22 protein-coding genes are annotated in these 20825 nt (G+C 42.6%); all 22 read left to right on the top strand.

What is annotated here, in order from left to right:
* Nucleotides 1-6: 6 nt before the first annotated feature.
* The 22 genes from rplX (at nucleotide 7) to KH180_RS11075 (ending at nucleotide 20824) form a co-directional block, all read left to right on the top strand.
* Nucleotides 7-318 (top strand): 50S ribosomal protein L24, encoded by a 312-nt coding sequence (rplX, locus tag KH180_RS10970; protein ID WP_290760207.1) that lies wholly within the window; start codon nucleotides 7-9, stop codon nucleotides 316-318.
* Nucleotides 319-341: 23 nt separating this feature from the next.
* The gene (gene rplE / locus KH180_RS10975; protein ID WP_290760209.1) at nucleotides 342-881 is read left to right on the top strand and encodes a 50S ribosomal protein L5; all 540 of its coding nucleotides are present in this window, start codon (nucleotides 342-344) and stop codon (nucleotides 879-881) included.
* Between the two features lie 14 nt (nucleotides 882-895).
* Nucleotides 896-1081, top strand: coding sequence for a type Z 30S ribosomal protein S14 (locus tag KH180_RS10980; RefSeq protein WP_006568498.1), 186 nt, complete (start codon nucleotides 896-898; stop codon nucleotides 1079-1081).
* Nucleotides 1082-1104: 23 nt separating this feature from the next.
* The gene (gene rpsH, locus KH180_RS10985) at nucleotides 1105-1506 is read left to right on the top strand and encodes a 30S ribosomal protein S8 (protein WP_290760210.1); all 402 of its coding nucleotides are present in this window, start codon (nucleotides 1105-1107) and stop codon (nucleotides 1504-1506) included.
* 259 nt (nucleotides 1507-1765) lie between these two features.
* Nucleotides 1766-2308 (top strand): 50S ribosomal protein L6, encoded by a 543-nt coding sequence (rplF, locus tag KH180_RS10990; RefSeq protein ID WP_290760211.1) that lies wholly within the window; start codon nucleotides 1766-1768, stop codon nucleotides 2306-2308.
* A gap of 14 nt (nucleotides 2309-2322) precedes the next feature.
* On the top strand, nucleotides 2323-2691 hold the full coding sequence (gene rplR, locus KH180_RS10995) for a 50S ribosomal protein L18 (RefSeq protein WP_290760212.1): 369 nt from the start codon (nucleotides 2323-2325) through the stop codon (nucleotides 2689-2691).
* 14 nt (nucleotides 2692-2705) lie between these two features.
* Nucleotides 2706-3215: a 30S ribosomal protein S5 gene (gene rpsE / locus KH180_RS11000; RefSeq protein WP_006568502.1), complete on the top strand. Its 510-nt coding sequence runs from the start codon at nucleotides 2706-2708 to the stop codon at nucleotides 3213-3215.
* 13 nt (nucleotides 3216-3228) lie between these two features.
* A complete protein-coding gene (gene rpmD, locus KH180_RS11005; RefSeq protein WP_009289941.1) occupies nucleotides 3229-3411 on the top strand; it encodes a 50S ribosomal protein L30 in 183 nt (60 codons plus the stop codon).
* 23 nt (nucleotides 3412-3434) lie between these two features.
* Nucleotides 3435-3878: a 50S ribosomal protein L15 gene (gene rplO / locus KH180_RS11010; protein ID WP_290760213.1), complete on the top strand. Its 444-nt coding sequence runs from the start codon at nucleotides 3435-3437 to the stop codon at nucleotides 3876-3878.
* 1 nt (nucleotide 3879) lies between these two features.
* On the top strand, nucleotides 3880-5196 hold the full coding sequence (gene secY, locus KH180_RS11015) for a preprotein translocase subunit SecY (protein ID WP_290760214.1): 1317 nt from the start codon (nucleotides 3880-3882) through the stop codon (nucleotides 5194-5196).
* Nucleotides 5197-5262: 66 nt separating this feature from the next.
* Nucleotides 5263-5907, top strand: coding sequence for an adenylate kinase (locus KH180_RS11020; RefSeq protein ID WP_290760215.1), 645 nt, complete (start codon nucleotides 5263-5265; stop codon nucleotides 5905-5907).
* A gap of 7 nt (nucleotides 5908-5914) precedes the next feature.
* Nucleotides 5915-6670 (top strand): type I methionyl aminopeptidase, encoded by a 756-nt coding sequence (gene map / locus KH180_RS11025; protein ID WP_290760216.1) that lies wholly within the window; start codon nucleotides 5915-5917, stop codon nucleotides 6668-6670.
* A gap of 18 nt (nucleotides 6671-6688) precedes the next feature.
* Nucleotides 6689-6907: a translation initiation factor IF-1 gene (gene infA / locus KH180_RS11030; protein ID WP_006568508.1), complete on the top strand. Its 219-nt coding sequence runs from the start codon at nucleotides 6689-6691 to the stop codon at nucleotides 6905-6907.
* Between the two features lie 71 nt (nucleotides 6908-6978).
* The gene (gene rpmJ, locus KH180_RS11035; protein WP_024729360.1) at nucleotides 6979-7092 is read left to right on the top strand and encodes a 50S ribosomal protein L36; all 114 of its coding nucleotides are present in this window, start codon (nucleotides 6979-6981) and stop codon (nucleotides 7090-7092) included.
* A gap of 247 nt (nucleotides 7093-7339) precedes the next feature.
* Nucleotides 7340-7708, top strand: coding sequence for a 30S ribosomal protein S13 (gene rpsM, locus KH180_RS11040; RefSeq protein ID WP_137329848.1), 369 nt, complete (start codon nucleotides 7340-7342; stop codon nucleotides 7706-7708).
* Nucleotides 7709-7842: 134 nt separating this feature from the next.
* Nucleotides 7843-8235 (top strand): 30S ribosomal protein S11, encoded by a 393-nt coding sequence (rpsK, locus tag KH180_RS11045; RefSeq protein ID WP_006568510.1) that lies wholly within the window; start codon nucleotides 7843-7845, stop codon nucleotides 8233-8235.
* An 18-nt stretch (nucleotides 8236-8253) separates the two neighbouring features.
* A complete protein-coding gene (gene rpsD / locus KH180_RS11050) occupies nucleotides 8254-8847 on the top strand; it encodes a 30S ribosomal protein S4 (RefSeq protein WP_290760223.1) in 594 nt (197 codons plus the stop codon).
* 45 nt (nucleotides 8848-8892) lie between these two features.
* The gene (locus KH180_RS11055; protein ID WP_137329845.1) at nucleotides 8893-9849 is read left to right on the top strand and encodes a DNA-directed RNA polymerase subunit alpha; all 957 of its coding nucleotides are present in this window, start codon (nucleotides 8893-8895) and stop codon (nucleotides 9847-9849) included.
* A gap of 74 nt (nucleotides 9850-9923) precedes the next feature.
* Nucleotides 9924-10460 carry a bL17 family ribosomal protein gene (locus KH180_RS11060; RefSeq protein WP_290760226.1) on the top strand — a complete coding sequence of 179 codons (537 nt, stop codon included), beginning with the start codon at nucleotides 9924-9926 and terminating at the stop codon, nucleotides 10458-10460.
* 247 nt (nucleotides 10461-10707) lie between these two features.
* Entirely contained in the window at nucleotides 10708-11448 is a 741-nt protein-coding gene (locus KH180_RS11065; protein ID WP_290760228.1) for a response regulator transcription factor, read from the top strand.
* A 4-nt stretch (nucleotides 11449-11452) separates the two neighbouring features.
* Entirely contained in the window at nucleotides 11453-12823 is a 1371-nt protein-coding gene (locus KH180_RS11070) for a sensor histidine kinase (protein ID WP_290760230.1), read from the top strand.
* Between the two features lie 180 nt (nucleotides 12824-13003).
* Nucleotides 13004-20824 (top strand): hypothetical protein, encoded by a 7821-nt coding sequence (locus tag KH180_RS11075; protein WP_290760232.1) that lies wholly within the window; start codon nucleotides 13004-13006, stop codon nucleotides 20822-20824.
* Nucleotide 20825 lies beyond the last annotated feature (1 nt).

Below are 20825 nucleotides of genomic sequence, written 5' to 3' on the forward strand. Positions count from 1 at the left end.
AACACTGTGTCAGGAATTAGAATTAAAAAAGGCGATCTTGTAAAAGTCATCGCTGGAAAAGATAAGGGTAAAGAAGGCAAAGTTGTTGCAATCGACCACAAGAAGAATACTGTTATCGTTGAAGGTGCTAATATGCTTACAAAACATACAAAACCTAGCGTACAGAACCAGCAGGGCGGAATTGTGACAGAGGAAGGCCCGATCCATGTTTCCAACGTGATGTTCGTGCATAACGGAAAAGCTACAAAGATCGGTTACAAAGTAGAAGATGGTAAAAAAGTCCGTGTTGCCAAGGCAAGCGGAGAAGTGATTGATTAATAAAGAGAGGAGGTTTCGGACAGTTGAGTAGATTAAAAGAACAGTATACCAATGAAGTCATGGATGCCATGATGAAGAAATTCGGATATAAAAATATTATGCAGGTACCAAAGCTCGAGAAAATCGTTATCAACATGGGCGTTGGTGAAGCAAAAGAAAACAAAAAGCTTTTAGATGCTGCTGTTGCAGATCTTGAAATGATCTCTGGACAGAAAGCAATCGTGACCAAAGCAAGAAAATCTGTTGCAAACTTTAAATTAAGAGAAGGAATGCCGATTGGATGTAAGGTTACATTAAGAGGCGAAAGAATGTATGAGTTTGCTGATCGTCTGATCAACCTGGCACTGCCTCGTGTACGTGACTTCAGAGGTGTAAGCCAGAACTCTTTTGATGGAAGAGGAAACTACGCATTAGGAATCAAAGAACAGTTAATTTTCCCGGAAATCGAATACGATAAAGTGGATAAAGTCAGAGGTATGGATGTTATTTTCGTTACAACAGCCAACACAGACGAAGAAGCTCGTGAATTATTAACCTTATTTGGTATGCCGTTTAAGAAATAGTTAGGAGGGTTCCCATGGCTAGAAAGTCAATGGTATTAAAGCAACAGAGAAAACAAAAGTTTTCAACAAGAGAATATAGCCGTTGTAGGATTTGTGGACGTCCACATGCTTACTTAAGAAAATACGGAATCTGCAGAATCTGCTTCCGTGAGTTAGCGTACAAAGGACAGATTCCAGGCGTGAAAAAGGCCAGCTGGTAAGAATAGGGAAGGAGGAACAAACAATGACAATGAGCGATCCGATTGCAGATATGCTTACAAGAATCCGTAATGCAAACACTGCGAAACATGATACCGTAGAAATTCCTGCTTCTAAGATGAAGGTTGCAATTGCTGAAATCCTTTTAAAAGAAGGTTTCATCAAATCTTTCGACATCAAAGAAGAAGGTGCATATAACAACATCGTCGTTACATTAAAGTACGGACAGGACAAAAATGAAAAGATCATCACAGGTCTTAAGAGAATCTCTAAGCCGGGACTTCGTGTATATGCAAACTCAGAAGAACTTCCTAAAGTATTAGGCGGACTTGGAGTAGCGATTATTTCAACAAACAAAGGTGTTCTTACAGACAAAGAAGCAAGAAAAGAACACGTAGGCGGAGAAGTACTTGCGTTTGTATGGTAGGCATTGAGCACTTAGCGAAGCCGAGTGCAAGCGAGAGCTGAGGTTAGTGCGAAAGCCGTTCGGAGGAACTTAATGAGGGCGAGCCGCAGGCGAAGGCCGAATTTAGTGAACCGAACTTCCTTACAAAAGGCTTGCGCTAGCTTCAAACAAATTTTTAACTTGAATTTAAATTATTTTAAATCTATATACTTTATAATAAAACGAATTCTGAAAACAGAAAGGACGCATAGTCCTTTCCGACAATTTAAGGAGGTAACCTATGTCTCGTATAGGTAGATTACCAATCGATGTCCCTCAGGGAGTTGAGGTTAAGATTGAAGAAGGAAACAAAGTGACTGTAAAAGGTCCTAAAGGAACACTGGAAAAGAATCTTCCGGTGGAAATGGAAATTAAATTAGAAGACAACCAGATCGTGGTATCCAGACCGAATGACTTAAAGAAGATGAAATCCTTACACGGATTGACAAGATCTTTGATCGCCAACATGGTGACTGGAGTGTCTCAGGGATATGAAAAGAAGCTTGAAATCAACGGTGTTGGTTACAGAGCTTCCAAAAAAGGAAAAGAGATCACTTTTAACCTTGGTTTTTCACATCCGGTAGCAATGACAGATCCAGAAGGAATCGAAACTGAAATGGATGGTCAGAATATCATTATCGTTAAAGGTATTGATAAAGAAAAAGTTGGACAATACGCTGCGGAAATCAGAGAATTAAGAAAACCTGAACCTTACAAAGGCAAAGGTATTAAGTATGCTGATGAAGTTATCAGACGTAAAGTCGGTAAGACTGGTGCGAAGTAAAGGAGTGAGATAGGATGATTAAAAAACAGTCAAGAAGCAAAGTTCGTGTGAAAAAACATTTAAAGCTTCGTAATCATATTAGCGGAACAGCGGAAAAACCGCGTTTAAGCGTATTCAGAAGCAATAATCATATGTACGCTCAGATCATTGATGACACCGTTGGAAATACTTTGGTATCAGCATCCACTTTACAGAAAGACGTAAAAGCTGAATTAGAGAAGACTGACGATGTGGCAGCGGCAGCTCACTTAGGAAAAGTGATTGCTGAGAGAGCAGCTGCAAAAGGCATCTCCACCGTTGTTTTTGACAGAGGCGGATTTATTTATCAGGGAAAAATTAAAGCATTAGCAGACGCAGCACGTGAAGCTGGTCTTAAATTCTAACAGGAGGAAATCAAATGAAGCGTACAATGATCGACCCTAGCCAGTTAGAGCTGGAAGAAAAAGTTGTATCTATCAAACGTGTTACCAAGGTAGTAAAAGGTGGACGTAATTTCAGATTCGCAGCATTAGTTGTCGTTGGAGACAAGAACGGACACGTTGGTGCAGGATTAGGAAAAGCAATGGAAATTCCAGAAGCGATCCGCAAAGGAAGAGAAGCGGCTGCTAAGAAATTAGTAGAAGTACCGATTGACGAAAAAGGAAGTACACCACATGATTTCACAGGTAAATTCGGAAGTGCATCTGTATTATTAAAGACATCTCCGGAAGGTACAGGAATCATCGCAGGAGGTCCTTCCCGTGACGTATTGGAGCTTGCAGGATACAAAAATATCCGTTCCAAGTCTTTAGGTTCCAACAACAAGCAGAATGTTGTTTTGGCAACGATCGAAGGCTTAAAGAATTTAAAAACTCCAGAAGAAGTAGCAAAGCTTCGCGGAAAATCTGTAGAAGAGCTCTTAGGTTAGGAGGAACATTAAAATGGCAGATAAATTAAAAATTACTTTAGTAAAATCTACAATCGGTGCCATTCCAAAGCATAGAAAGACAGTGGAAGCTTTAGGACTTAAAAAGTTAAACAAGACTGTCGAAATGCCGGATAACGCAAGTGTCAGAGGAATGATTCATCAGGTTCAGCATTTAGTAAAAGTAGAAGAAATTTAATTGTAGATTAGGAGGTGCGAAGGATGGAATTATCAAACTTACGCCCTGCAGACGGATCTAAGCACAGCGATAACTTCAGAAGAGGTCGCGGACATGGTTCAGGAAATGGAAAAACTGCAGGTAAAGGACATAAAGGACAGAAAGCCCGTTCCGGCGGCGGAGTAAGACCGGGATTTGAAGGCGGACAGATGCCTTTATACAGACGTATTCCAAAGAGAGGCTTCACTTGCATTAACTCAAAACAGATCATTGGAATCAACGTATCAGCATTAGAAAGATTTGAAGACGGAGCAGAGGTTTCTGTAGAAACTTTAATGGAAGCAGGAATCGTTTCTAATCCGAAAGATGGAGTTAAAATTTTAGGCAGTGGAGAACTGACAAAGAAACTTACAGTAAAAGCAAATGCTTTCAGTGCAGGGGCAAAAGAAAAGATCGAAGCTCTTGGAGGAAAAGCCGAGGTGATTTAGTATGGCGAATGCATTGACAAATGCGTTTAAAAACAAAGAACTAAGGAAAAAGCTTGCGTTCACGGTGCTCGTTCTGATCGTCGTGCGCTTCGGGTCACAACTGCCGATTCCAGGAATCGATACTGCCCAGGTGACTGCTTATTTGAAGAGTACTTTAGGAGATTCATTCAATCTCCTGAACTCTTTCACCGGCGGATCCTTTTTGCAGATGTCAGTATTTGCTTTGAGTGTTACGCCTTATATTACATCTTCCATCATCATGCAGCTGATGACAATCGCCATCCCTGCATTAGAAGAAATGCAGAAGGACGGCGAAGATGGAAGAAAGAAAATTGCTAAGATCACGAGATACGTGACGGTTGTGCTGGGGCTTATTGAGTCTGCGGGCATGACGATCGGATTCAGCCGCAGCGGTGCGCTGGGTCCTGAACACACCAACTTTACCATTGTGACGATGATTATTGCCCTGACAGCAGGTGCTATCCTTGTCATGTGGCTCGGTGAACGTATCACGGAAAATGGTATTGGAAACGGTATTTCAATCATCCTGTTAATCAACATTGTATCAGGAATGCCGAAAGATTTTTATGCACTCTATAATCAGTTCATGAAAGGAAAACAGATCGGGCCGGCACTTATTGCAGGCTGTGTGATTGCGGCTGTTATGCTGTTCACTGTTGTGTTTGTTATCATCCTTTCAGATGCTGAGCGTCATATTCCGGTGCAGTATTCTAAGAAAGTTCAGGGAAGGAAAATGGTCGGCGGCCAGTCAAGCCATATCCCGCTGAAGGTGAATACAGCCGGAGTTATCCCTATTATCTTTGCTTCATCCATCATGCAGTTCCCGCTGATCATTCAGCAGCTGTTTAAGTATGAGAGCAATGGATTCATGGGAAAAGTTCTGCACAGTTTAAGTTCATCTACATGGTTTGATGCAAATCATCCGAAGAGGTCCTTAGGACTGTTGGTTTACATTGTTCTTGTTGTTATTTTTGCTTATTTCTATACATCGATTACATTTAATCCGTTGGAAATTTCAAATAACATGAAGAAACAGGGAGGTTTCGTACCGGGAATCCGTCCGGGCAAACCGACAGTGGATTATTTGAACAAGATCTTAAAATATATTATTTTTATAGGTGCAGCTGGATTAACGATTGTAGCAGTCATTCCGTTTTTCTTTAACGGTGTATTTAGTGCACAGGTTTCTTTTGGAGGAACTTCCATCATTATCGTGGTTGGAGTTATATTAGAGACTATCAAGCAGATTAAATCTCAATTGTTAGTGCAAAACTATACTGGTTTTTTAAATGACTAAATGTGCGATAAGCTGTAGGAATTCTACAGCTTATTTGTGCATTACATAATGTAAGGAGGATTCATTATGAAGATTATTATGTTGGGGGCTCCAGGAGCAGGAAAAGGAACTCAGGCTAAGCAGATTGCTGAGCAGTACAGTATTCCGCATATCTCAACCGGAGATATTTTCAGGGCCAATATTAAAAACGGAACAGAACTCGGCAAAAAAGCCAAAGAATACATGGACCAGGGACTGCTGGTTCCGGATGAGCTTGTAGTCGATCTTGTGGTTGACAGGATTGAAAAGGATGACTGCGGGAAAGGCTTCATTTTAGATGGATTCCCGAGGACAATTCCTCAGGCAGAAGCATTGGATTCAGCCCTTGCTGCAAAAGATATGAAAATTGATTTTGCACTGGATATCGAGGTGCCGGATGAAAACATCATCGACCGGATGTCCGGAAGACGTTCCTGCAAGGAATGCGGTGCTATCTTCCACGTAAAATATAATCCTCCGAAAACAGAAGGAATTTGTGATTTATGCAGCGGTGAGCTGATCCTCCGAGATGATGACAAAGAAGAGACAGTAAAGAAAAGGCTCAATGTATACCATGAGCAGACTGCACCGCTTATTTCCCACTATAAGGAAGCAGGCAGCCTCCATGTGATTGACGGCACAAGACACATCGATGTAGTATTTGATGAGATTAAAAGTATTTTAGAGGCATAAGATTAAGATGGCAGTGACGATCAAATCAAAAAGAGAAATCGAATTAATGAGAGAAGCCGGAAAGATCTTAGAGGAGACTCATGACCGTCTGGCTGAGATTATCAGACCGGGAATTTCTACTTTAGAGATTGACCAGTTCGGGGAAAAGATCATAAGGGAATACGGGTGTATTCCTTCTTTTCTGAATTATAACGGTTATCCCGCATCCATCTGTGTATCCGTCAATGACGAGGTGGTCCATGGAATTCCCAGAAAGGACCGGATCTTACAGGACGGAGATATTGTCAGTCTGGATGCAGGGGTCATCCATCAGGGATACCACTCTGATGCCGCACGGACTTACGGTGTCGGAGAAATCTCGGATGAAGCAGCCCGCCTGATCCGGGTCACAAAGGAAAGCTTCTTTGAAGGTATGAAGTTTGCCAAAGAAGGGAATCATTTATTTGACATTTCCGAGGCAATCCAAAGACACATCGAGAGAAACGGCTATTCCGTGGTAAGAGATCTGGTGGGCCATGGGATCGGAACACATCTCCATGAGGACCCGCAGATCCCGAACTTTAAAGGCCGGAGAAAAGGCATGAAGCTCAGAGCCGGGATGACACTGGCGGTTGAGCCGATGGTCAATGCTGGGACCTGGGAAGTCGAATGGCTTTCTGATGACTGGACTGTAGTGACGGCAGACGGAAGCCTTGCCGCCCACTATGAAAACACAATTTTAATTACCGAAGATGGTTACGAATTATTATCATTATCAAAGTAGAAAAAGGAGTCGGAAAAAATGGCGAAGTCAGAAGCAATTGAAGTAGAAGGAATTGTATTGGAAAAACTGCCGAACGCAATGTTCAAGGTAGAGATCGAGGGAGGACATGTGATTTTAGCACATATCAGCGGAAAGCTCAGAATGAATTACATCAAAATCCTTCCTGGTGACAAGGTAACTCTTGCACTTTCTCCGTATGATCTGTCAAAAGGAAGAATTATTTGGAGAGATAAATAAGAAAAGCCTTGAAAATTAAATAACATGATGATATAATTGAATCCGAACGTTTTGGGAAAGGAGAATTACAAGTGAAAGTTAGAGCATCTGTAAAACCTATGTGTGAAAAATGCAAGGTAATTAGAAGAAAAGGATCTGTCAGAGTCATCTGTGAGAATCCGAAGCACAAACAGAGACAGGGATAATTACTATGTTAAGATAGCAAAGATTCCTATCTTTGTTCTTTGTGTGTGTTTATATTACTGTATCCAAGGTACCATACAGTAATACTTTTTTTAGGCGGCTGCAGTATGGAACGCAGTTTTCATACTGATATTTATATAGATAAAATCGTAGTCAGGCTAGAGACATATATATCATTTCACCGTACGCGGATATATGGATTGCCCCTGAATAACATTAGAATGAATAATTTTTGGAGGAAGAAAAAACATGGCTCGTATTTCAGGTGTTGATTTACCAAGAGAAAAACGTGTGGAGATTGGACTTACCTATATTTATGGAATCGGTCTTACAAGCTCTAAGCGTATTTTATCAGAAGCAAATGTAAACCCGGATACTCGTGTACGTGATTTGACAGATGATGAAGTTCGCAGAATCAGCGAAGTAGTCTCTGAGTCACAGACAGTAGAGGGAGATTTAAGAAGAGAAATCGCTCTTAATATTAAGCGGTTAAAAGAAATAGGATCTTACAGAGGAAAACGCCATAGACAGGGACTGCCTTGCCGTGGACAGAAGACAAAGACAAATGCCAGAACATGTAAAGGTCCTAAGAAAACTGTTGCAAACAAGAAGAAATAACAGCAGAGTTATTGAACATCAAGTGTTTGATGACATACTTTGGACAGGAACACATGACACGCCCCGTTGGGTTGTCAGGTTTTCTGGCTGTTTAGTGGATATGGTTTAGTTTAAAGAAAGGTAAAGAGTTAATTATGGCTAAAGTTACAAAAAAAGCGGCTAAAAAGCGTGTGAAAAAGAATGTTCAGCACGGACAGGCACACATTCAGTCATCTTTTAATAATACAATCGTTACATTAACTGATGCTCAGGGAAATGCTCTTTCTTGGGCCAGCGCAGGTGGATTAGGATTCAGAGGATCCAAGAAATCTACTCCTTATGCGGCACAGATGGCTGCTGAGACAGCAACAAAAGCAGCATTAGTACACGGTTTAAAAACAGTGGACGTTATGGTAAAAGGACCGGGATCAGGAAGAGAAGCAGCAATTCGTGCTTTATCAGCAGCTGGTCTGGAAGTTACAAGCATTAAAGATGTAACACCGGTACCTCACAACGGATGTCGCCCACCAAAACGCAGAAGAGTTTAATTAGGAGGAATTTGAAAGATGGCAATAGATAGAACTCCAGTCTTAAAAAGATGTAGATCCTTAGGCCTCGATCCTGTATTTTTAGGAATCGACAAAAAGTCTAACAGAACCTCAACAAGAGGAAACAGAAAAAAGAGTGAATACGGACTTCAGCTTCGTGAAAAACAGAAAGCAAAGTTCATCTACGGTGTTTTAGAGAAACCGTTTAGAAATTACTATGCAAAAGCTGAAAAAATGAAAGGTCAGACAGGTGTTAACCTTATGACACTTCTGGAGCTGAGACTTGACAATGTATTATTCCGTCTTGGATTCGGAAGAACAAGAAAAGAATGCAGACAGATCGTTGACCACAAGCATGTGCTTGTAAACGGCAAAACTGTCAACATTCCATCTTACAGAGTATCTGTAGGTGATGTGATCGAGATCAAAGAAAATCACAAGACTTCTCCTAGATACAAAGAAATTTTGGAAGTGACCGGCGGAAGAATGGTACCTTCTTGGTTAGAAGCAAACCAGGAAGCGTTAAGCGGAACTGTAAAAGAAATTCCTACAAGAGAAGAAATCGACGTTCCTGTAAATGAGACTCTGATCGTCGAGTTATATTCTAAGTAATCGTAATAACCCTCAACAAATTCCTAACCCAGAAGGAGGGCTTAAATGTTTGAATTTGAAAAGCCAAATATTGAGATTAGTGAGATTTCTGAAGATAACCGCTTTGGGCGTTTTGTAGTCGAGCCGTTAGTGCGCGGCTACGGAACGACGCTCGGGAACTCTTTGAGAAGAATCATGCTCTCATCCCTGCCCGGTGCTGCAGTCAGTGCTGTAAAGATCAAGGGTGTGCTGCATGAGTTCAGTTCTGTCCCGGGAGTGAAAGAGGATGTCCCTGAGATTATCATGAATATCAAATCCCTGGCGATTAAGAATAACAGTTCAACAGACGAACCAAAACAGGCCTTTATTGAATGCTCTGGAAGCGGTGTCGTAACTGCCGGTGACATCAAGGCTGACAGTGATATCGAGATCTTAAATCCTGATATGGTCATCGCTACATTAAGCGGAGATGATGCACATCTGGATATGGAACTTACGATCACAAAGGGCCGTGGTTATGTGGGTGCTGACAAAGCAGACAAGGACGGCAACTCTATTGATGAGATCGCAGTAGATGCGATTTATACTCCGGTAGAGCGTGTGAACTTAAAGGTTGAAAACACCCGTGTAGGACAGGTGACAGATTATGATAAGCTTACTTTGGATGTCTTTACAAACGGAACACTTTCACCGGATGAGGCGGTCAGCCTGGCTGCAAAAGTATTGTGCGAACACCTGAACCTCTTTGTAGATCTCTCCGAAAATGCCAAGACTGCAGAAGTTATGGTAGAGAAGGAAGATGATGAAAAAGAGAAGGTTCTGGAGATGAGCATTGACGAACTGGAACTGTCCGTTCGTTCTTATAACTGCCTGAAGAGAGCAGGTATCAATACAGTAGAAGAACTGACCAACAAGACTTCAGAAGATATGATGAAGGTCCGCAATCTTGGACGCAAGTCATTGGAAGAAGTTTTAGCAAAATTAAATGAACTTGGATTGGCATTAAATTCAGGTGACGAATAAAAAGATACGAAAAAGACCCGCCTAGGCTGAAGGTATGAAGTAGGCATGGCGAAAAATCACAGGAGGTCATTACAATGGCAAAGTATAGAAAATTAGGAAGAACATCTTCTCAGAGAAAAGCATTATTGCGTTCACAGGTAACAGATCTTTTATATAGAGGAAAAATCGTTACAACTGAGGCAAAAGCAAAAGAGATCCGCAAGATCGCTGAAAAGCTGATTGCTATGGCAGTCAGAGAAAAAGATAACTTTGAGACAGTTACTGTTGATGCTAAAGTGGCAAAGAAAGACAGCGACGGAAAACGTGTCAAAGAAGTTGTAGACGGAAAGAAAGTTACTGTATATGAGACAGTAAAGAAAGAAATCACAAAGGATATGCCTTCCCGTCTTCATGCTAGAAGACAGATGTTAAAGGTGTTATATCCGGTGAAGGAAGTTCCGACAGAGCTTGCCGGTAAGAAAGCCAATACAAAGAACATTGATCTTACAGAAAAATTATTCAATGAATATGCACCGAAGTATGCCGACAGAAATGGTGGGTATACAAGAATCGTCAAGATCGCACAGCGTAAAGGTGACGGTGCTTTAGAAGTACTGATCGAGTTAGTATAATAAGAGCCATTCAAACAATAGGCAATCATCAATTTACTGGTGATTGCCTATTGTTTTATACATTTGGCAGTCTGAAGGAGCAGGAGTTTATTCCTGCTCTTTTTTGTTCGAATACTGGCGATTGTACACAGCATATGCGACTGAGTGGTATATAAATTTAACTGAGTGGTTATTATATAGACTATCATTTCTTTTATAATTAAGACCTAAAAGAAGAAAAATTGACAGTACAAAGGGGTTGAATACATTGAACATATTGCCGCGTATCGCAGTATGTGAGGACGATAAAAGTGATATTTTACAGTTCAAGGACAGTTTTGATAAAGCAATTAACAAGTTTTTAATGAAATGCAGTGTTGAATATTTTTTTAACGGAGATAAGCTGCTGGCAGCTGTCAGGAATGGAAAAATATACGACCTGATTATTTTAGATATTATAATGGATGAATTGGATGGGATTGAGACGGCAAGGTGTATCCAAGAACTTTTGCCGGATGCAGAAATCGCATTCTTTTCTTCATGCCGTGATTTTGGGCCAGAGGCATTTTCCATGAATGCGCTCCACTATCAACTGAAACCTGTTACTGCCAGAAAAATAGAAGAACTGCTGCTTCGTTATTCTGAAAAGAAAAAAAATCCTATCAGCTTTTTGACGATACAGGCAGGAGAACGAATCTATAAATTTCCAATTCACAGGATCCAGAAGCTGCAGAGCAGCAACAAAGGGGTTGATGTGTACATAAGCGGACAGAAAGAACCTCAGTGGATCCCTGTTCCCTTAATAAAAGTGCAGGATCAGCTTAAGGATAAGAGACTTTTAAATATTTCACGGGGACTGATCGTGAACCTGGATTTTATTTTATGCATTGATAAAGAATTATGTAAGTTTAAAGACGGAACATCCTCGCTGATCAGCAGGAAGATCCGCCGGGAAGTGAGGAAAGCATATAATGATTATTTGTTTGGAGATATAGAAAAGGGGAACTGAACACATGATAATAATATATTTTATGATTCAGATTATAGGATTCCTTTTACAGGCGCTTCCTGCCGCCTTCTTATGTCTGTACGCCTTTTATGATTCGGAATGGCATCTGTCAAAGAAGAAAACATATATAGGAGGCTTTAGTATCTTTCTTGCAGGAGCCGTCATATTCGCAGGCATGGAGATGTTATCTTATATGAAAAGCGGCTGGGACATACAGTGGATTGGAAATATATCAATGAGTGTATGCATTGTTTTATTTGGAAGTTTCTTTTTTTGGAACATCTGTGAAGAAGGACATAAGCAATTCTTTATACTGATGCTTCTTACCCATTACAGTGCCATTGAATACTCTGTCTCGACTGTTTTGACCAGCAGTTTTAAATTTCCAGTACATCATTCCATTGCTGATCATATGGTATATTCCGAATATACGATTGCCATCTATGCCGTTTTGTTTTTGGTGACATTTCCAATCATGTGTTTTTTCATTAATTATATCCGGAAGCACATACTCTACAGGATGAACAGCAGAGAAGTGAAACGCGGCTGTTATTATGGAGGAACCGCGCTGGTTCTTTATTGTATCAGCATGATTGTACTGAGCACAAGAGTGTATTCCCAGTTCCGGCTTATGGAGATCATATGTTTTCTCCTCACCCTGATTTTTACTGACATAACAATCTATTTTATTTATTTTGAGGAGATCAGGCTGGCCAAAGAGAAATATCAGTTAGAAGAACAGCTCAGAACTTTTGATGGGAGTTATAAAAAAATCACTGCCGGGATCGAGGAAGCAAGAAGGGCAAGACATGATATCAGGCATCATTTAAATACAATCAGCATGTTGAACAGGGAGAGAAGATACGAGGAACTGGATGAGTATCTGAAAAGTTATACGGTCAGCTTTCATAAGCTTGAGGACAAGCAGATATGCGGCTACGCGACCGTTGACGGAATATTGAAATATTACATAGACAAGGCTGACAAGAAGGGGATCGCTGTAAAAACAGATTTATCAACGATCAAGGAAAGCTATAATTTTGACATTATGGATTTAACTGTTCTTTTGGGAAACCTGATGGAAAATGCTATTGAATCATGTGAGCACCTGGACAGTGGAGAATCTTATATCAGCATTACGATGAAAAAAGTAAATGTTTCTCTGCTGATACAGGTAGAAAACAGCTGTGATCAGAAAGCAGAAGAGATTTCTGATTTTATGGATGAAAGCTATTTCAGCTCCACAAAGCATACGAGACTGAAGGGGATCGGTCTGAAAAGTATGAGGCTGATTGCAGAAAAATACGGGGGAAGTGCAGAGTTCAAGAGAAAGGGAGGGGTATTTACATCAAGATTTGTGCTGAATATTCCGTAATATAAAAGCCTGCCTTCCCAATGGAGGGAAAATATGCCTGAGTGGCACGGCTTGAAGGATACTTTTGACTTAAAATTAAATATATACTCACAAAGGCACCCATAAAACAAAAGGTGCCTTTTGGCGATAGCTTTTGTACTAAAAAACAAGGATCAAAATTATGATAGGGGAGAGTTGGTCATGAAATTGAAAGGGGAAACTAAGTCTGTAAGCATAAAAAAGGCCGCAATGCGCTTTACCAGCTGGGTATTAACGGCTTCCATGCTGGGAGTCATGCTGCCGGGATCTATCTCAGAGAAAACTGTTTATGCGGATACAACGATCACAGAGGCCGGAAAAACCTACGGAACCGGAACTTATGTAATCAATGCCGGCACTTATACGGCACCGGCAGGTAAAAGCGGAATAGCAGTCAATCCCGGCGCCAGTGTTACGTTAAAGGTGAATGGAAATGTAACGATCAGAGGGGGCAATGCCAGCGGAAGAACCGGCGCCGGAGCCGGCATAGAAGTTCCCGGAGATGCGACTTTGATCATCCGCGGAAGCGGCAGTCTTACCCTGCAGGGAGGCAGTGCGGCAGGAGGAGCAGACGGAAGCAAAGGCAATGACGGGGACAAGAGCAATGAAACCCGCGGAGGTCTCGGAGCATTCGGCGGAGTCGGAGGCGGCGGAGCCGGAGCAGGCCTTGGAGGCAAGGGAGGAAATGGCGGAACAACAGGAGCAAATCCCGGAGATTCCGGTAATAAAGGAAGCGGAGGCGGATCAGGCGGCACGATATATGCACTGGGAGATGTCACAATCACCGCTTCCGGAGGAAGCGGAAGCAGCTACGGCGGAGCCGGAGGTGAGAGTGGAAATGCGGCACAAAAAGATGGTCCTACTGCCTTAAAAGACGACCTTGGCTGGGGCGGCGGAGGCGGCGGAGGCGGCGGTGGAGCCGGATATCCAGCAGCAGCAGTCGGCGGCGGAGGTGCCGGAGGAGGTGCCGGAGGCAATGGAGGTACCGGAGGATTTGACAAGAATGGAAATGCAGCCGATGTTCATGCAGGCGGAGGCGGAGGCGGCTGCGGCGGCCGGGGATACGCAAACGGAGCCGGGGGCCTCGGAGGAAAGAGACCACAGCACGGCGGAGAAGGGGAAGCAGGCGGGCCGGATGCAGACGGCAATTTTACCGGAGGTAACGGAGGTTCCGGAGACGGCAGCAGCGGGCCGGGTAAAAAGGGCGGAGACGGCGGAAGCGCTTCTTCCGGAGGCAACGCAGGTTATTATTATAAAAGTACCCACAATTCATACAGCGGAAACCTGGGAGGCGGCAGCGGATATGGGGGCGGAAGCGGAGGCACCTACCGCACAGCCTATGATGTAAGAGATGCCTCTGTCACGATGAGTCCAAGCTCTTTTACCTATGACGGTACTGCCAAAAATCCGGTTCCTGCTATTAAGCATGGGTCAACCACGATAGACAACAGTAAATACACAGTTAAAACAGAAAATAATGTAAATGCCGGCAATGGGCTGATGACGATTACGGGTGCGGAGAAGTTCGGGGAGACGTTCATTACAACGGGAGAGATTGAGAAAACTTTTGCCATAGCCCGGGCCAATTTTACACCTGGCATCACATTTAATAAAACATCTATTACATATGGAGAGAATTTTACGGCTTCCCTGACCAATAATCCGGGAAAAGGAGCTGTTACCTGGTCTGTGATTAGCGGTACAGCGAATATTGTAAAAAATGATGATGTGGGAATGTCGGTAACCGTCACTCCGACCAGTGCAAAACCAGTGCAGCTGAAAGCAGTCACTGCGCAGACGACAAACTATAATTCCTGTACGGAAAACAGTACATCCGTCACTGTGAATCCAAAGAATGTGTCAGATATAACGGTAGAAGCGATTGCAACCCAGACGTTTACAGGCGATGGGATCACACCTGAACCAGTGGTAAAAGACGGGAGCAAAACATTAGTAAAAGATACGGACTATACAGTCGGGTATGCCAATAATACTGACAGTACAAGCAAAAGCGGGAAGCGGGCAGAGGTAAAGATTACAGGGAAGGGAAATTACACAGGAAGCAGAACGGATTACTTTACGATCGCCAAGGCAAAGCTGAGCGATGCCGCGATCACAAAAAAAGCACCGGATCTGGTGTATAATGGGGCAGCTCAGTTATCTGATCCCACACTGGTATTTAACGGACATGAATTAAAAAAGGATGAGGATTATGAGATCAACAGCGGAACAAACAATATCAATGTGGCATCCGATGGTTCTTATGCCTCTGAGACTCTGACGGGTCTTGGGAATTTCCAGGGAGATGTGGCTGATATAAAGTTTAAGATAACACCGGATACAATCTCCGATGCTGATAATGATGTTCAGATCACAAAGCTTCCGGCCAATGTAGTATTTAATGGAAAAACGCAGGAAGACAGTGAACCGGAACTAAAATATAAAGGGAAGCTGCTGACAAAAGGAAAGGATTATAACCTTATATATGACCATGATACAACAAAAGAAGTGGGAACGGCGGATATCACAATTCAGGGTATTGGAAACTTTAAGGATACCAGACCTGCTTCCTATAAGATAACACCTGCAACTTTGACTGTAACAGCAGATTCCGGCCAGAAGAAGTACTACGGTACCACGGACCCGGACGTATATACTTACAGCTACAGCGGTGATTTTGAAGGATTTAAGCCTATATTTGCCGGGGCATTGGTACGGGATGAGGGAGAGATTCTGGGAGCTTATCCGATTCGTCAAGGCTCGCTGAAACTGGATGCCGATGAGTACGTCAATCACAACTATACATTAAAATACGTAGAAGATTCTTTTCAGATTGAGGTTTATGACGGATCTGATGCAGACGCCCATACGGAAGGTACAAAGACAGACCATGACTGGTATACTTCTGTAGCCAGGATTACAGCACCGGAAGGATATAAAGTCAGCTTAAATGACGGACTTCTGAATAATACATGGACAGAATTTGTAACCTATCCTGACGGGGACTATGCAAAAGACGGTGTGACTTATTATTTGAAGCGTGATATAGATGATGCGGTAAGTTCAGCAAAAAACATTAAATATAAACAAGATACAAAGATGCCGACCGGGTCTGTCATCATTGATACAGATGCATGGACGGAACTTTTAAATAATATTTCTTTTGGATTGTTTTTCAACAAACCTGTAGAGGCACACATTTATGGAGCTGACACACTGAGCGGTGTCCAAAGTGTAGCTTATATAGAAAGCGGGAAAGAACTGACCTTTGATGAACTTGAGGAGATTCCGGATAAAGAGGACAAAACTGAAGATACACAGGTGTGGTGGGAAGAAAGCAAGACTGCTACGGTAGAAAAAGACCACGGAATCATTTATACAAAAGTGAAAGATATGGCGGGAAATGTGTCTTACCGTTCCACAGAAGGTATCGTCTATGATACGGATAAACCGATTCTTACGGCCGGCTATGAGCTGGACGGGAAATGGACAAAAGAAGAAAATCCTGTTATTAAGGGAAATGTAAAAGATGAACTTTCCGGGCTGAAAGAAAGATATGTTACCTATACCATGGACGGACATGAACCGCAGGTTATCAACACAGATGCCGACGGCAACTTTATAATCGAGCATCTCCCGGACGGAAATTATAATCTGACAATCAGCGCCAGGGATAAAGCCGGCAATGATGCCGATCCGGTTGTTTTCCGGGTAATGAAAGACACAGTAAAACCTAAGCTGGAACTTCTGGGTGACACAGTCACGATCCGTCCCAAGCAGACGATTACATTTAAACCTGCTACAGGATGTTCCGGGGCTTCAAAAGTAGAGATCTATGTCCCTGGCAAAGACGGAGAAGACGGGACATGGAGGGAAGTTGAAGATGGCCTGGCGGACGGGTATACAGCTACAGAAAATGATGTGGCTTACAGGTTCCGTGTTCATGACGCAGCAGGAGGAATATCCGAACCTGAGGAAATGAAGTTTACAAATATTGATTCCGTGGCGCCTGAGATAAAAACATGGGCTTATGCAGATCAGGATGAAGAAAAACAATATGAAGAAAACTCTTGGACAAACCGGAATATTACGGCAGCGTTCCGCAACACAAAAAATAATATGGGAACGAGTCTTTATGAGTGGAAACTGGATGACGGAGTTTACCAGAAGATTTTGCCAAAGGATCAAATATGCCGGATTCCTGAGATGACCCTGGAAGGGGAGCATAAGATCACAATGAGAATTACAAGCGAAGGCGGTCTGAAGAGCGAAGAAGCCGTTTTAAGAATAAGAAAGGATGATACCTCTCCGAAAGCCCAGGTTCAGGTAAAGGACAGTATCAGCAATGAGATTCTTCACACAATCACCTTTGGTCAAATGTTCAGGGAACGCCAGAAAGCAGAAGTTTCTGCAGAAGATGTCATAAGCAGCGGTACATCCAGCGGAGTTAAAAAGGTAGAATATTTTATTCTGCAAAGTGAGAAAGACCAAAAGCTTGTCAGCTATCCTACAACGGCTGAAGAGCTGGAGGAGATGGCAGCAGGAAAATGGACGGAAGCTTCCAGCTGTATGATTGATCCGGACAGGACCTATGTCGTATATGCAAAAGCTACAGACCTGAGCGGAAACATCGGGTATGCCGGAAGCAACGGACTGATGCTTGATGCCTCCGGGCCGGCGGTAGATATCAACTATGATTATGATGGAAAATGGACCTATAATGCAGTGATCAGCGGAACCATAGATGATAACTTGTCCGGAACCGGGAATTTATCTTATCAGATTGATGACGGAGAAGCGAAATCCTTAGACTGTTCAGGAAACAGCTTCAGTATCGGGAATTTTCCGTTGGGAAAACATACCGTGAAGTTTCAAGCCGAAGATATGGCAGGCAATACAACGATGAGTGATGAAATCCGGGTATGGCAGGATGAAGATATGCCGGAAATCCAGGTTCAGGGAAAAGATGAAGTGAAACCATATAATATGGTGGACATTGATGCGGAACACTCCGGTGAATCCGGAATCGGAAAAATTCTGGTGAGATTGGAAGACGGAGAATGGGAAGATATTTCCGAGACATACCAGGACGGCTACAAAGCCAGACAGAACGGAACTTATACATTCCGTGTTGTGAGCGGGGCCGGGAAATATGCGGAAGCTAAGATCAGTTTCAGTCATATTTTTGTAGACGAACTCATACCGGTGATTGAGGCAGTGGATAAGGACGGCAGAAAAATTGAGAATAACGGCTGGACAAACAATGAAGTCAGCATCAAAATGCACAATGATCCGGCGAATGTAGAAGGTCTGAAATACTATTACCGGACAAGCAAAGATGGAGAATGGAAGCTGTCTGATGCAGCAGACAAGGGAGTTCTGACACTGACGGCAAAAGATCCCGGTGACTATTATTATGAATTTAAAGCGGCCCTCTCAGATGACTCAGAGGAATCAAAGCCGGCTGTTTTTCAGCTGCATATTGATCAAAAGAAGCCGGACGGAGAAATTCAAATAGAGAATCATTCTTCCGGCGGATGGAGAGAATTTCTGAATATGGTAACGTTCGGAAACTTCTTCAGGGAAGAAAAGCGTTTTGTTATCACAGCCAAGGATGAGGACAGCGGTGTTGATGAGAGCGGAATCAGCTATTTTGTCAGGGAGAGCAAAGAAAATGAAAGTATGGATGATACTCCTGTTCTGTCCAGTAATATCGAAGAGTTTGTAAAGGGCCGGTGGACCAATAAGACATCGGGAACCTTGTCTTTGGGGCACGCATATATTATTTATGCAAAGATTCAGGACAGAGCCGGAAACATCAAATATATTTCCAGCGACGGAATCATTGTTGATGATATCAAACCTGAAGTCAGCACTTCACATGACAGTGAAAAATGGATCACAGACAAAAATGAAAAAGTGAAGATTAATGTAAGGGATCCGCTGGCCGGATTTGATCTCAGCCAGACTGCTGTCAGCTATCAAATAGGTGAGGCAGACGCAAAAGCTGTGTCTTCTTTGGAAGACGGAGGATTTACGATCGCCGCAGATGAATTTAAAGAGGGAGAAAATATCGTAAAGATACAGGCAGAAGATCAGGCAGGCAACCGGGCTCAGGAACTTTCTTTTGTAGTGAAGAAGGATACAAAGAAGCCGGATCTGTCCGTAGAACCTGAAAACTTATCCGGAGTTGCTGCGCAGAACATACTGACAATAGAACCGGATGCAGGAACCTCGGGAGTGAAAAAGGTTGAGATTCTTTATCCTGAAGCCGATATGTGGCGCGATATTACCGATGAGTATCAGACAGGATTCCCGGTAAGGCTTAACGGAACCTATAAAGTGCGTTTTACAAACGGAGCAGGAAAGGAGACTTATCAGAATGTGGCAGTGTCTAATCTGGATTCCCTCCAGCCGGTTGTGTCTGTAAATGCAGTGGATGAAGAAGAAAATCCATATCTCTCCGATGTCTGGACAACAGAGGATATTGCGGTATCTTTCAGCAATAAGTCCAACAATGAAGGCGATACCAAATATGCATATAAGTTAGGCAAAGATGCAGCTTATCAGGAAATTAAGCCGGATAACAAAGGAATATGCACATTGAAAGTCGATCAGGAAGGAATAACAGAGATATATTTCAGGATCACCAGCCGAACCGGAGTAGAAAATGATGAGACAAAGTTCATTGTAAAAAAGGATACCAAAGGTCCTAAACTGGATGTCTCTATGCTTGAGGGATGGACAAACAGACAGACAGTGAGTATACAGGCAGAGGATGAAGGATGCGGATTAGCACCTGCAAATGCGTATTCCTTTGACGGCGGAAGTACATGGGTAAATTCACCGGACAAGGAATTTGTAAAGAGCACACAGCTTACAGTCATGGCAAAAGATGCGTTGGGAAATATCAGCAGTAAAAATGTATCAGTTAAGATGGATGATATGGAGCCGGTGATTGATCAGGCAAAACAAAATATTGACGACTGGGCAGAATCGAAAGCGGTAATAGCAGTGATTGACGATCCTGTGGACAGTGACGGCCTTTCTGTAGCCAGTGACATTAAAATGGCTTTTGTAACATCAAAGAATCCATATAAAAATGGAAAGATTGCCAAGACCTCTCCCGGACTTTCGGATTATACGATGTCCAAGGTGAAAGGAAATACATGGAAGACTGTGAATGATATTAAAGAAACGTTGGGGATTGAGAATGATGATAACTATTGGATCGTTGCCGCTGACAATGCAGGAAATATAAGTGCGACATCTCTTCTTGTGAACAAGATTCTCGAGGAGGAAGAAGACCCTAAGACAAATCAGGAAGGACCTTCAGGCAGCAATGGAGGAGAATCAGCGGGACAGGAAGGAGGAGGCAGCCAAAACGGCGGCTCCTCCGGCGCTAATCAATCCAATGGTAATCAATCAAACGGAAGTCAATCCGGCGGCAATCAATCCAATGGGCAGAACAGCGGTCATTCAAAAGACGATATGAAAAAGCCGGAGAATTCTTCAGCGAAGCAGAAAAATGACAAAATAAAAGAAACATCCTTGAAAAAAGAATTGGAAGAAAACTTAAAAAAAGCGAAAACAGAGAAGGAAAAGAAAAAAGCATATCTTAATTATCTGGAAAAGCTGATGAAGAGCGGGACTTTAAATGAGAAGGAACGCAAGGTTGTACAATCTGCTATTGACGAGCTGAAATCGCCTGAGAACGATAAGAAAAAGCTGAAAGAAATTCAGGAATTACTGGACAGCGGAGAACTCAGCAGTGAAGAAGGACTAAAACAGCTTCAGGATATGGATTCGCTTTTAAGCAAAGAAGAGGCTTCAGGAAAAGAGAAGGAACATTTCGGAGGCTTTATGACCGCTGTGGGTATCATAGCTTTGATTTCTGCAGCAGGAGCAGCAGGTTTTGCAGTCAGAACCAGAAAGAAATACAAAGAGGTTCAGAAGAAAACCTCAAAAAAAGGGAGTGAATAGG

Source organism: Anaerostipes sp., assembly GCF_018381315.1.
Lineage (GTDB): Bacteria > Bacillota > Clostridia > Lachnospirales > Lachnospiraceae > Anaerostipes.